Source organism: Streptomyces sp. NPDC005808 (assembly GCF_042871385.1).
In the GTDB taxonomy this organism is placed as follows: Bacteria; Actinomycetota; Actinomycetes; order Streptomycetales; family Streptomycetaceae; genus Streptomyces.
The window spans coordinates 771,073-784,200 of record NZ_JBIAIK010000002.1 but is presented as its reverse complement, the minus strand read 5'-3'; the positions used below and the strand labels follow the sequence as shown (position 1 = coordinate 784,200).

Sequence of the window (13,128 nt, the reverse complement as noted above, 5' to 3'; positions counted from 1 at the left end):
CTTTGGGGGCCGCGGCGTGCGCGCGCGCCACATTTAACCATCCCAAAACCCCCCCACATTAGAGACCCCCACTCACAGCCCCGCCCCCCCGCCGGGGGGCCGGGGGGGGGGGTCCCCCCCCGGGCCACCGGTCTCTCCTCACAGTCCGGGCCGCCGGTCTGTGCTCCTAGTCCTGGGAGGCAGGTCCCGGCAGGGGTTCCGGTGCCGGGTCGGGGCCCGGCGGCTGCGGGATCGGCGACGGCGACGGGACGGGCTCCGGTGCCGGTGACGGGCGGGGGCCCGGCTTGGGGATCGGGTCCGGGAAGGGCTCCGGGCGGTCGGGGCCCGGAGTGGGGTCCGGCTTCACAGGGTCGGGATACGGGTGGGTCATGTTGTCCTCCAGCCAGTCGGTACGTCGGCCCTGGACTTTTTCCACGCGTACCCGGCTACCGCGCACCCACTCACCCCCTCGCGCAGCGGAAGGCGACCAGGTGGGCCAGGCAGCACGGCGGATTCAGCTCCCGCGTGCCGCCTGCGCCCCCGCGGCCAGACCCGGGCGAGGGCTCGACAGGACCGGGATCGTGGTCGTCGTCAGGCGCTGGGCCGGGGCCATGGACCCCTGGGCGAGGACGATCGCGTCGGCGTCGGTGACCGCGTCGGCTGCCGCCGCCACCGTGCGGGCACAGCCGTCGATGTCGCCCGCCTCGAAGAGTGCCCAAGCGCCCTCGACGAGGACGGTTCGGATGTCGAGGGGGCGTCCGGCGGCGCGGGCCTCCTCCTCGACGAGGGCGACCGTCGGCGTCAGGGTGCTCTCCAGCGACGCGAGGACGACGACACGCGGTCCTGCGGCCACCGCCGCGGCGGCCATCGGACGGTCCGCGCGCAGTACGGGCACCTCGGCGCCCGCACGCTCGACGACGGCGCCGATGGTCGAGCAGGTGCACAGCACGGCCGCGGCGCCCTGTGCGACGGCCCGGTCGAGCACCGCCCGCACCTCGCCGGCCACCGCCTCGGGCCCCTCCCTGCGCGCCCTGGCCAGCAGTTCCCCGGCCACCAGATGCCGCAGTTCCAGTCCTGGGTGGTCCTCGTCGCGCAGTGCGTCGAAGACGGGGATGTGCGCGGGCGAGGTGTGCAGCAGGGCGAGCGGACCGGGCCGGGGAGGCGTCGAGGACCGCGGAGGCATCAGAAACGTCCCGGGTGCGCCTTGAGCCACTCGACCGCCGCCGTCTGCAGCTCCGGGTCGGCCGCCGGAGCCTCCTCGGGATGGCGGGCCGCCCACTTCACGACGTACGGGCACAGTGGCGCGACCGTGCTGTCCTCGCGCGCGGCGATGGCGTACAGCTCGCGGGCGAGGGAGCCGGCGATGCCCTTGCCCTCGTGCTCGGGTTCCACGATCGTGTGCACCGGGACGAGGGCGCGGGCGGGGGCTTCCAGGACGAAGTACTCGATGTGGCCGACGACTTCGTCCCCGGCGAAAGCCTCCAGGCGGCCGGCCGACCGGTCGTCGCGGATCTCGATGTCGCTCATGGGCACCACTCCTCGTCTTCCTCTGCAGAGGTCATTCCGCCGGTGAGGTCAGGCCGACACGGCCTGCGGGCTGCGCTCCTGGTCCGAGTCCGGTACCGGCTCGGACGGGTCCGCGCCCTGGGCCACGATCCGGTTGTCGCGGTCCACGTGCACCACCCTCGGCCGCAGTGCCCGTGCCTCGGCGTCGGAGATCTGAGCGTAACTGATGATGATCACCAGATCACCGGGGTGCACCAGATGGGCCGCCGCCCCGTTGATCCCGATGACTCCCGAACCGCGTTCGCCCTCGATGACGTACGTCTCCAGGCGGGCGCCGTTGGTGACGTCGACGATGTGGACGAGCTCGCCGGGCAGCAGATCGGCCGCGTCCAGCAGCTCGGCGTCGATCGTGACGGACCCGACGTAGTGCAGGTCGGCCTGGGTGACGGTGGCGCGGTGGATCTTGGACTTGAACATGGTGCGCAGCATGAGCCACAGCTCCTGTGGGTATGGAGGGTCGCGTCCCGGTGAGGGGTACGCGCCGACGCCCGCCAGGGTACGGCGGGCGCCCGGCCGGTGCTACGCCACGGCCTCCTTCGTGACAGCGATCTCCGTCACGCCGTCGCCCTCCTTACTGCGCTCACCGGCCGTACCCTCGCCCTCCGTATTGCCTTCACCGGCCGTGCCTTCACCGGCCGTGCCCTCGCCGGCCGTGCCCGACTTCTTGAACTGCGTCCGGTAGAGCTCCGCGTACCGCCCGTCCACCGCGAGCAGCTCGTCGTGTGTGCCCCGCTCCACGATCCGCCCGGCCTCGACGACGAGGATCACGTCGGCGGCCCGCACGGTGGACAGCCGGTGCGCGATCACCACGGCGGTCCGTCCTTCCAGGGCTTCGGTCAGTGCCTCCTGGACGGCTGCCTCGGAGGTGTTGTCGAGGTGGGCGGTGGCCTCGTCGAGGATGACGACGCGCTGGCGGGCCAGGAGCAGGCGGGCGATGGTCATGCGCTGGCGTTCGCCGCCGGAGAGCCGGTAGCCGCGTTCGCCGACCACGGTGTCGAGACCGTCGGGCAGCGAACCGACGAGATCTTCGAGGCGGGCGCGGCGCAGGACGTCCCACAGCTCGTCCTCGGTCGCGTCCGGGCGGGCAAGGAGCAGGTTCGACCGCACCGAGTCGTGGAACAGGTGACCGTCCTGCGTGACCATGCCGAGGGTCTCCCGCATCGACTCCGCGCTCAGGTCGCGTACGTCGACGCCGCCGATGCGGATCACGCCCTCGTCGGTGTCGTACAGCCGCGGGAGCAACTGCGCGATGGTCGACTTCCCGGCGCCGGACGAGCCGACGAGGGCGACGGTCTGGCCGGGTTCGGCGCGGAAGGAGACGCCGTGCAGGACTTCGGCGCCGCCGCGGGTGTCCAGGGACGCGACCTCCTCCAGGGAGGCGAGGGAGACCTTGTCGGCGGACGGGTAGGCGAAGCGGACGCCGTCGAACTCCACGGCCGCGGGGCCCTCCGGTACCTTCCGCGCGTCCGGCTTCTCCTCGATGAGGGGCTTGAGGTCGAGCACCTCGAAGACCCGCTCGAAGCTCACCAGGGCGCTCATGACCTCGACGCGCGCACCGGCGAGCGAGGTGAGCGGCGCGTAGAGGCGGGTCAGCAGCAGCGCCAGGGAGACGACGGCGCCCGGCTCCAGGCTGCCGCGCAGCGCGTACCACCCGCCGAGGCCGTAGACGAGCGCGAGAGCGAGGGCGGACACGAGCGTCAGCGCCGTGATGAACGCCGACTGCGCCATCGCCGTCCGCACACCGATGTCCCGCACCCGCCGGGCGCGCTCCGCGAACTCGGTGGACTCGTCCTCGGGGCGCCCGAAGAGCTTGATGAGCGTGGCGCCGGGCGCGGAGAAACGCTCGGTCATCCGGGTGCCCATCGAGGCGTTGAGGTCAGCGGCCTCGCGCGCCAGGCGGGCCATCCGGCTGCCCATCCGCCGCGCGGGCACCACGAACACGGGCAGCAGCGCGAGCGCGAGCAGCGTGATCTGCCAGGACAGGGTCAGCATCACGGCGAGGGTGAGCAACAGCGTCACGACATTGCTGACGACACCGGACAGGGTGTTGCTGAAGGCGCGTTGGGCGCCTATGACGTCGTTGTTGAGACGGCTGACGAGCGCGCCCGTACGGGTACGTGTGAAGAACGCGACCGGCATGCGCTGCACATGATCGAACACAGCCGTCCGCAGATCGAGGATCAGTCCCTCGCCGAGCGTCGAGGAGAGCCAGCGGCCGAGGAGTCCGAGCGCCGCCTCGGCGAACGCGATGAGGGCGATGAGTGCGGCGAGGCGAACGACGGTGCCCTCGTCGCCGCCGGACACGATCACGTCCACGACGCGCCCGGCGAGCACCGGCGTCGCGACGGCGAGCAGCGCGGTCAGCACGCTGAGCACCACGAACTGGCCGATTCGGCGGCGGTGCGGACGGGCGAAGACGGCGATACGGCGCAGGGTCGCGCGGGCGAAGGGGCGGCGTTCCTGCCGGGCGTTCATGACAGTCTGCAGCTGTGTCCAGGCTGTGGTCTCCATGCTCATGGCAGTGACGGTATGACCTCAAGCAATGTTGAGGTCAATCATTTGGCGGCACTTCCCTCGGCCCACTCGGCGCTTCTCTCCCCTCGTCCGATATGTCGGCCGACGCCTCCCGCGCCTTGCCCAGCACGTCAGCCGCCGTCTCCGCGCCCGCAACCCCCTGTTGGTACGAGGTGGAAAAGCTCTCCGAGTGTGACAGCCGTACGTCTCCCCCAGGGGCTCCCCAGCCGCACCGCCTTCCGGTCGGCTCTCCGCTCGTCCGTCCGGCCGGTCCTCTGTCTGCTCCCGCTCGCCCTCGTGACCGTGGTCGCCGTGCAGCACTGGTCCGTGCTGGCTGAGGGCTTCCACCATCTGGCGACGGCCCAGTGGCCCTGGCTCGTGGCCGCCGCCGCCGCGACCTGCGGGACCTGGGTCGCGGCCGCCGTCACACGCCAGGGTGCGGTCATGGAGCGGCTGCCGGTACGCCGGCTCCTCGCCACGCAGGTCGCCGCGGGCGCCGCCAACCACCTCTTCCCCACCGGCCTGGGCGCGAGCGCGGTCAATCTGCGGTTCATGACGGTGTGCGGGGTGCCGCTCGCCCGCTCCTCGGCCGCGCTCGCCCTGTACCTGCTCGCGGAGTCGATAGCCCGGCTGACCCTGCTGGCGGGCCTGCTGATCGCCTTCCCGGGCGCGCTGCGGCTCGGAGGTCTCCTTCCGGACGGTGCGGTCGGGCCCCTGATGGTCGGCGGCGCCGTGGTGCTGGGTGTCGCGGCGCCGGCTCTCCTGCTGGTACGGCGGCTGCGTACGGCCGTCTTCTCCTTCCTGCGTACCGCGCTCGGCGAGGCGCGTTCGGTGCACACCCGGCCGGTACGAGCGCTGGCCCTGTGGGGCGGTTCGCTCGCCTTCCCCACACTCCAGGCGGCCGGACTGGTCGCGGTGGGAATGGCGCTGGGGCTGTCGGTGCCGCCCGCGTACATAGTGGTCGCGTATCTCGCGGCGACGGTCGCGGTCGCGCTGGTGCCGACGCCTGGCGGCATCGGCTCGGTGGAGGCCGCGCTGATCATCGCGCTGGTCGCGGCGGGCGGCCCGGTCGCCGTGGCGACGGCGGTGGTGCTGGCGTACCGGATCATCACGGTGTGGGTGCCGTTGCTGCCGGGCGCGCTGACGCTGGGGGCGCTGGTCCGTCTGAAGGTGATCTGAGCCCACGCGGCTTGTGCGCGGCCGCAAGCCCGCGCCGCCTGTACGCGGTCGCGAACCGGCAACGCCTGTACGCAGCGGCGAACCGGTAACGCTTGTGCGCGGCGGCGAACCGGTAACGCTTGTGCGCGGCGGCGAACCGGTAACGCTTGTGCGCGGCCGCGGACCCGCGGATAGCCTCGGAGGACAGCAGCCCGGGGAAGGGGTCAGCGATGCCGGTCCGGATCGAACGCCAGGGTTACGTCACCACGGTCGTCCTCTCCCGTCCCGAGGCCCGTAACGCGGTGGACGGCCCGACCGCCGCCGAACTCGCGGACGCCTTCCGGGAGTTCGACGCCGACGAGTCGGCCCGGGTAGCGGTGCTGTGGGGCGAGGGCGGCACGTTCTGCGCGGGCGCCGACCTGAAGGCCATCGGCGGCGAGCGGGGCAACCGGGTCGCCGAGGACGGTGACGGGCCGATGGGACCGACCAGACTGCGCCTGTCCAAGCCGGTGATCGCGGCCGTCGCGGGGCACGCGGTGGCCGGGGGCCTGGAGCTGGCGCTCTGGTGCGATCTGCGGGTCGCCGAGGAGGACGCGGTCTTCGGGGTCTTCTGCCGCCGCTGGGGCGTTCCGCTCATCGACGGCGGTACCGTACGGCTCCCCCGGCTCATCGGCACCAGCCGCGCGATGGACATGATCCTCACCGGCCGGCCGGTGCCCGCCGCCGAGGCTTTCGGGATGGGCCTCGCCAACCGCCTGGTGCCGACCGGCCGGGCCCGCGAGGCGGCCGAGGAACTGGCCGCGGACATCGCCGACTTCCCCCAGGAATGCCTGCGCAGCGACCGCGCCTCCGTCCTGGACCAGGACGGCCTGGTCGAGACCGCGGCGATGCGCGTCGAACTCCGGCGCGGGATGGGCGTGTTGACCGAGAGCCTGGAGGGCGCCGCCCGCTTCGCGTCGGGAGCGGGCCGGCACGGCTCGTTCGATGAGTCCCGTGAGTCCCGTGAGTCCCGTGGATCCCGTGAATCAGTTTCCGGTTCAGGTCAGTTGTGAGTGCGAGCGGGTCGCGGGCCGGATCTCGCGACGACTGGTGACAGGCACACCCGCCGATGCGGCAGGATGAGCGCTCGCCCCGGATGACGAACACCAGTCCGGGCTTGATCGCGCATTCCCTGATTCGAGCAGGTGGCAAGTGACGACACAGCACATCCGGCCCACGGGCCTTCCCTCCGGCCACAAGGGGGAACGCCGATGAACCGCTCTCTCACCCTGGACGACTGGATGCTTGCCGGGATCGCAGTGGTCGCGGGCCTCATCGCGGCGTTCCTGTCGCGCATGCTGCTGCGCTGGCTCGGCAAGCACGCGCTCCGCACCAACTGGAGCGGCGACGACCTCATCGTCGCCGCCCTGCGAACTCTCGTACCCGCGGCGGCCATTGCCGGCGGAATCGCGTCGGCGGCCGCCGTGCTGCCGCTGAGCGGGTCGGTCGGGCACAACGTCAACCAGACCCTGACCGTGCTCCTCATCCTGGTCTCGACCATCGCCGCGGCCCGGTTCATCGCCGGTCTCGTCCGGTCGCTGGCCCAGTCCCGGTCGGGCGTCGCCGGGTCGGCCACCATCTTCGTCAACATCACCCGGGTCGTGGTGCTGGCGATGGGCTTCCTCGTCATGCTCCAGACGCTGGGCATCTCCATAGCCCCGCTGCTCACCGCACTGGGTGTGGGCGGCCTGGCGGTCGCGCTGGCCCTCCAGGACACCCTCGCCAATCTCTTCGCGGGCGTGCACATCCTCGCGTCCAAGACGATCCAGCCCGGCGACTACATCCGCCTCAGCAGCGGTGAGGAGGGCTACGTCGTCGACATCAACTGGCGCAACACGACGGTCCGTCAGCTCTCCAACAACCTGGTCATCATCCCCAACGCCCAGCTCGCGGGCACCAACATGACCAACTTCAACCGCCCCGAGCAGCAGATGACACTCCTCGTCCAGGTGGGCGTCGGCTACGACAGCGACCTCGACCACGTCGAGCGCGTGACCACCGAGGTCGTCGCTGAGGTGATGACGGAGATCACCGGCGCCGTCCCCGACCACGAACCCGCGGTCCGCTTCCACACCTTCGGTGACTCCCGGATCAGCTTCACCGTGATCCTCGGCGTGGGCGAGTTCAGCGACCAGTACCGGATCAAGCACGAGTTCATCAAGCGCCTGCACAAGCGGTACCGGGACGAGGGGATCCGGATTCCGGCGCCCGCGCGCAGGGTCGCCCTGCAGCCCGGCGGACTGGAGTTCCTGGAGTCGGCCATCCCCCACCAGCGGGACGCCACGACCCGGGCACCGAGCCGGGCCGAGTAAGTCCGCCCGGCCTCGTGCACGGCACCCCGCAGGCCGCCGCGGACGATGATCCGGAAGCCGAAGGCCGCGGCCCGGGGCAGACCCCTGTCGAGGTCGGGTCACTCACGAGATATCTTGATGTCGAGCAATGTTGCAGACGTGGAGCGGAGCACCCGGTGACTGACTCGACCATCATCTACACGCACACTGACGAGGCCCCGGCCCTGGCGACGTATTCGTTCCTGCCGGTGGTCCAGGCGTACGCCTCGCAGGCGGGTGTCACTGTGGAGACCCGTGACATCTCGCTGGCCGGGCGCATCATCGCCCTCTTCCCCGAGTTCCTGGAGGAGGATCAGCGCATCCCTGACGCGCTCGCGGAGCTCGGTGAGCTGGCGAAGACGCCCGGGGCGAACATCATCAAGCTGCCGAACGTCTCGGCCTCGGTCCCCCAGCTCAAGGCGGCGGTCGCCGAGCTGCAGGAGCAGGGCTACGCGCTTCCGGACTACCCGGAGGACCCGAAGTCGGACGAGGAGCGCGACATCCGCGCCCGTTACGACAAGGTCAAGGGCAGTGCCGTGAACCCGGTGCTGCGCGAGGGCAACTCCGACCGCCGCGCCCCCGCGTCGGTCAAGAACTACGCGAAGACCCACCCGCACCGCATGGGCAAGTGGTCGTCCGACTCGAAGACGAACGTCGCGACCATGGGCGTCGACGACTTCCGCTCCACCGAGAAGTCCGCGGTGATCTCCGCGGCGGGCTCGCTCCGTATCGAGCTGGCCGGTGACGACGGCTCCACGACCGTGCTGCGTGAGTCGGTACCCGTCCTCGCGGACGAGGTGGTGGACGCGTCCGTGCTGCACGTCGCCCCGCTGCGCGAGTTCCTCACGGCGCAGATCGCCCGTGCCAAGGCCGAGGGCGTGCTGTTCTCGGTGCACCTCAAGGCCACGATGATGAAGGTCTCGGACCCGATCATCTTCGGTCACGTCGTGCGTGCCTTCTTCCCGAAGACGTTCGCCAAGTACGGCGAGACGTTCGCCGCCGCCGGTCTGACCCCGAACGACGGTCTGGGCGGCATCTTCAAGGGCGTGGAGTCGCTGCCCGAGGCCGCCGAGATCAAGGCGTCCTTCGACGCGGAGCTCGCCGAGGGCCCGGAGCTGGCGATGGTCGACTCCGACAAGGGCATCACCAACCTGCACGTGCCGTCCGACGTGATCGTCGACGCGTCCATGCCGGCGATGATCCGCACCTCGGGCCACATGTGGGGCCCGGACGGCCAGGAGCAGGACACCCTCGCGGTCCTGCCGGACAGCAGTTACTCCGGCGTCTACCAGGTCGTCCTGGACGACTGCCGCGCCAACGGCGCCTTCGACCCGTCGACCATGGGCACCGTGCCGAACGTCGGTCTGATGGCGCAGAAGGCCGAGGAGTACGGCAGCCACGACAAGACCTTCGAGATCGCGACCACCGGCACGGTCCGCCTCGTCGACGAGGCCGGAAACGTCGTCCTGGAGCAGGCCGTCTCCGCCGGCGACATCTTCCGCGCCTGCCAGACCAAGGACGCCCCGATCAGGGACTGGGTGAAGCTGGCCGTCACCCGCGCCCGCGCCACCGGTGACCCGACGGTGTTCTGGCTGGACGAGACCCGCGCGCACGACGCCGTGCTCATCGAGAAGGTCAAGCGGTACCTTCCGGAGCACGACACGGAGGGCCTGGACATCCGCATCCTGTCCCCCCAGGACGCGACCAAGCTCTCCGTGGAGCGCATCCGCCGCGGCGAGAACACGATCTCCGTCACCGGCAACGTACTGCGTGACTACCTCACCGACCTGTTCCCGATCCTGGAGCTGGGCACCAGCGCCAAGATGCTCTCCATCGTCCCGCTGATGGCGGGCGGCGGCCTCTTCGAGACGGGCGCCGGCGGCTCCGCGCCGAAGCACGTGCAGCAGCTCGTCAAGGAGAACTACCTGCGCTGGGACAGCCTGGGCGAGTTCCTCGCGCTGGCGTCCAGCTTCGAGCACCTCGCGACGACCACGGGCAACGCGCGCGCCCAGGTCCTCGCCGACACCCTCGACCGTGCGACGGCGACCTTCCTCAACGAGGACAAGTCGCCGACCCGCCGCGTCGGCGGCATCGACAACCGCGGCAGCCACTTCTTCCTGTCCCTGTACTGGGCACAGGAGCTGGCGCGGCAGACAGACGACGCGGACCTCGCCAAGGTCTTCGGCCCGCTCGCCGAGACGCTGGGTGCGCAGGAGCAGACGATCGTCGACGAGCTGAACGCGGTCCAGGGCTCCCCCGCCGACATCGGCGGCTACTACCAGCCCGACCCCGCGAAGGCCGCCGCGATCATGCGCCCGTCGGCAACCTGGAACGACGCGCTCGCGACCCTCGCCTGACGCACCGTCCGCGGACCCCGGTCCGCGACCTGTGCCGCCCCGGCCGGATCCTCCGGCCGGGGCGGTTGCGTTCCGAGGCGGTTCCGTTCCGGGGCGACGAAGACCTTTCCGTAGACCGTGGTTCAGGCTCCGGGCCGTACGACGCACTTCACAAACCCGGCCGGTCTCTCGGCGAGTTGGCGGAATCCCTCGTCGAGGTCGTCCAGTCGGGCCTCGTGGGTCAGCAGCGGCTCCAGGGTCAGCCGCCGGGCGGACATCAGGTCCAGGCCGTCGCGGAGTGCCTGGAGCTGGCGATGGCGCTGTGGGGTGAAGCCGTTGACGATGGTGACACCTCGGTACCAGAGCTCGATGTCCAGTGTGCGTGGGCCGTGGTGGTGGTAACCGGCGACGCACAACGTGCCGTGTTCCGCCGTGAGTTCGCCAGCCTGCCGCAGTCCTGCCGCCGATCCCGTGAGCTCGACGACGATGTCGTACGAGCGGGGTTCGGCATCGGACGGCGCACACGCCTCGTGCGCGCCGAGACCGGTCGCGAGGGCACGGGCCTCGGGCTTCGGATCTACGCCCACGAGATGAACCGGCGCGGCTGCCGCGGCCACTTGGACGGCGATCAGGCCCATGAAGCCGAGCCCGACGACGGCCACCCGGCGCCCCGGCGCCGGCCCGCACCTGGACAGCGCCTCGACCACGCAGGCCACGGGCTCCCCGAGGACCGTGCCGGCGTTCAGGTTGCGAGGCAGTGGGAGCAGGTCCTTGGCCGGGACGTGAACGGTCTCGGCGAAGGCTCCCGAGGCGAATCCGGTGACCTGTTCCCCCACTGTCCAACCGTGCACCCCGGGGCCGATCGCGCTGATCTCGCCCGACATCTCGTGGCCCAGGCGCAGTGGCGTACCTCCGTCGTGTCCCGTCCAGGCCGGCAGTTCGGAGGTGCACAGACCGGACAGCGCCGTACGTACGACGACTTCGCCGGGGCCTGGCGGGGCGTCGGGGCCCTCGACCGTCTCACTTGTGCGGGCCGAGATCACCTGGGACCAGCGCATGTCAGTGACCTCCGTGAAGTGCCAGGTTCAGGGCTCCGCGGGCCGGCGGGACGTCGAGCAGGTGCGGTGCGGTTCCCGGCAGATCGTGGGCGAGGCGGTCGGTGACAGCGGTCCACAGGCGCCGCCGGCCGGTGATGACACCTCCGGCGAAGACGACCGTGTCGGTGCGGGCTCCGCGCTCGGCCAGCCGTGTCACCAGGCCCGCCAGCGCGTTTCCCCCCTCCTCGATGACGTCGCGGGCCAGTGCCGAGCCTTCGTCCGCCGCGTTGAAGACCGCTTGGGTGTGGCGCCCCCAGGTCTCCACGCCGCCGTCCCAGCTCATCGCGGCGGCCAGCTCGGGCAGATCCGCCGCGCCGTAGGAGCTGAGCAGAGACTTCGTCAAGGGGTCCGCGGTGAGGTCGGTGCCGGTGTCGGCCTGGGTGAGGAGCGCGCGTGCGGCCTCGCGTACGAGAGCGGAGCCTGATCCCTCGTCGCCCAGGACCCAGCCCCAGCCTCCCGCGGACAGCCGGACGCCGGAGTCGCGATGGCGCCCGACAGCGATGGAGCCGGTCCCGGCGACGACTCCGATGCCGTGCTCGAACCCGGCCGCCGGGACGAGCAGTTCGGCGTCGTTGACGACGGTGACCGGGATGCCGCCCAGTGCGGTGCCCAGGGCACCGGCGAGCAGTGAACTCTGCGCGGGCGTCTCGCACCCGTGGGCGCCGACGGCGATGCGGACGAGTTCCACGTCGTCGGCTATGGCGCGCAGCCTGGCGATGAGCCAGTCCGCCGCCCGGTGGAGGTCGCGGGTCTGCCAGTCGGTGCTCGGCACGGTGACGTCGTCGGTCACGGTGTGGGTGACGGCGTCGGCGAGGAGGATGTGGGTTTTGGTTCCGCCGATGTCGACGCCTGCTATGACGGGCCTCATGCCGCGCGCTCCTCGGTCTCGGTGCTGCAGGTGCGGGCCTTGGACGAAGACAGGGGCGGGGTCGGGATCGGGGTCATCCGACGGCCTCCTCCGTCTTGGTGTCGGCGTGGTGGAAGACGAAGTCCTCGATGTCGACGCCACGTGCCTGGGCCAGCGCACCCGCGAGTCGCTGCACGACGCTCGTCTGCAGGACCGTGCGGACCGGGAGGGAGAGGTGGCCGGGGATCGGGACGGCGTACAGCAGGCCGACTCCGGTGAGGGGGGCGGAGGTGAGGGCGAGGGTGGGGTGGCCCGCCTCGGCCAGCGTGCGGGCGAGGTCGAGTTCGCGGCCGTCTCCGACGGTGACGTGCAGGGTTCGCCCCGCCGACTCCATGGCGCCGTGCAGGTAGTTGCGGGTGACCAGAGCGGTGGCAGGGACCCGGCAGACCTCGCGCAGCAGAAGCGCCCCGGCCTCCGTGACGGATCGCGCGGCGCCCGAGGCGACGAGGTCCGCGGCGACCGAGTCGGCGGCCCGTGCCGCGAACTCGTCGACCGTGGTGCTGATCGCTCGCTCCAGTTCCTCCAGCAGCCCCGCGATGCCCGCCCATTCGGCGGTGATCTGCGCCGAGGACCGGCCGGCGAGGGCTCGGGCGACCATCGTCAGCGCGATGAGCGTGCCCGTGTAGCCGACGGTGGAGGCGTAGCTGTCGGGTTCGCTGCCGAGGTCGATGCGATGGGCCGCGTTCTCGGCGAGCGGGGACGGGGCCACGTTGACCAGGGCGGCGCGGTGTTCGGGTGCGACATACGCGAGCGCGTCGAGCGTCTCGGTGCTGCGGCCGGACTGGGACACCCCGATGACAAGGTCCGCATCGGCGAAGACCGTCTCGGGTACGAGGTCACCGGCGAGTACGCGGCGGGCGGGCAGTCCGTACTCCTCCAGCAGCCGTACGGGCAGGGCGAGCGCGGCATGGCTCGCGCCGATGCCCGTGAAGACGGGACGTCGTGCTGTCAACACGCCACGCAGTTCGTCGAGTTGAGCGGTGACATGGGGCACGATCCGTTCCAGGGCGGCGGGCTGAGCCGCTCGGCCCTGGGAGTACGGAATGGTCCCTTCGGGAGCTGCGGGCACGGGAGTTCCTTTCGTGGGGGACGCCGATGTCGGCGCCGGGATGTTGCTGCGGACGGCGTTGGGGGCGCTCGAAGCGGCGGGGGCTACTGGATGTGTGTACGAGGACCTGCGGCCGGCGGTACGAGACGTACGA

The 13,128-nt window shown here is 71.3% G+C and carries 11 protein-coding genes; 4 read left to right on the top strand and 7 right to left on the bottom strand.

The genetic code is table 11. The features are described 5' to 3' along the window. Positions 1-493: 493 nt before the first annotated feature. The 4 genes from ACFYPC_RS07005 to ACFYPC_RS06990 form a co-directional block, all read right to left on the bottom strand. Positions 494-1,162 (bottom strand): arylsulfatase, encoded by a 669-nt coding sequence (locus ACFYPC_RS07005; RefSeq protein WP_388671960.1) that lies wholly within the window; start codon positions 1,160-1,162, stop codon positions 494-496. Beyond that, the gene (locus ACFYPC_RS07000; protein ID WP_388671957.1) at positions 1,162-1,506 is read right to left on the bottom strand and encodes a GNAT family N-acetyltransferase; all 345 of its coding nucleotides are present in this window, start codon (positions 1,504-1,506) and stop codon (positions 1,162-1,164) included. Before ACFYPC_RS07000 ends, ACFYPC_RS07005 begins: the two co-directional genes overlap by 1 nt. A 48-nt stretch (positions 1,507-1,554) precedes the next feature. Continuing rightward, entirely contained in the window at positions 1,555-1,974 is a 420-nt protein-coding gene (gene panD, locus ACFYPC_RS06995) for an aspartate 1-decarboxylase (protein ID WP_388671954.1), read from the bottom strand. A gap of 90 nt (positions 1,975-2,064) precedes the next feature. Continuing rightward, the gene (locus tag ACFYPC_RS06990; RefSeq protein ID WP_388672057.1) at positions 2,065-4,056 is read right to left on the bottom strand and encodes an ABC transporter ATP-binding protein; all 1,992 of its coding nucleotides are present in this window, start codon (positions 4,054-4,056) and stop codon (positions 2,065-2,067) included. 195 nt (positions 4,057-4,251) lie between these two features. Between ACFYPC_RS06990 and ACFYPC_RS06985 the strand changes: the two genes are divergently transcribed. The 4 genes from ACFYPC_RS06985 (at position 4,252) to ACFYPC_RS06970 (ending at position 9,943) form a co-directional block, all read left to right on the top strand. Then, positions 4,252-5,238, top strand: coding sequence for a YbhN family protein (locus ACFYPC_RS06985; RefSeq protein WP_388671951.1), 987 nt, complete (start codon positions 4,252-4,254; stop codon positions 5,236-5,238). 209 nt (positions 5,239-5,447) lie between these two features. Then, positions 5,448-6,269, top strand: coding sequence for a crotonase/enoyl-CoA hydratase family protein (locus tag ACFYPC_RS06980; RefSeq protein ID WP_388671948.1), 822 nt, complete (start codon positions 5,448-5,450; stop codon positions 6,267-6,269). A 198-nt stretch (positions 6,270-6,467) separates the two neighbouring features. Further along, complete coding sequence (locus ACFYPC_RS06975; RefSeq protein WP_388671946.1) at positions 6,468-7,568, top strand: mechanosensitive ion channel family protein; 1,101 nt, start codon at positions 6,468-6,470, stop codon at positions 7,566-7,568. A 155-nt stretch (positions 7,569-7,723) separates the two neighbouring features. Beyond that, positions 7,724-9,943, top strand: a complete 2,220-nt coding sequence (locus ACFYPC_RS06970) for an NADP-dependent isocitrate dehydrogenase (RefSeq protein WP_388671943.1) — start codon at positions 7,724-7,726, stop codon at positions 9,941-9,943. A gap of 122 nt (positions 9,944-10,065) precedes the next feature. On the opposite strand, the gene ACFYPC_RS06965 is transcribed toward ACFYPC_RS06970, so the two are convergent. From ACFYPC_RS06965 to ACFYPC_RS06955, 3 genes are all read right to left on the bottom strand, one after another. After that, positions 10,066-10,980, bottom strand: coding sequence for an alcohol dehydrogenase catalytic domain-containing protein (locus ACFYPC_RS06965; protein WP_388671940.1), 915 nt, complete (start codon positions 10,978-10,980; stop codon positions 10,066-10,068). 1 nt (position 10,981) lies between these two features. Further along, complete coding sequence (locus ACFYPC_RS06960) at positions 10,982-11,887, bottom strand: N-acetylglucosamine kinase (protein WP_388671937.1); 906 nt, start codon at positions 11,885-11,887, stop codon at positions 10,982-10,984. Between the two features lie 73 nt (positions 11,888-11,960). Then, complete coding sequence (locus ACFYPC_RS06955) at positions 11,961-12,995, bottom strand: SIS domain-containing protein (protein WP_388671934.1); 1,035 nt, start codon at positions 12,993-12,995, stop codon at positions 11,961-11,963. Between the last annotated feature and the right edge of the window lie 133 nt (positions 12,996-13,128).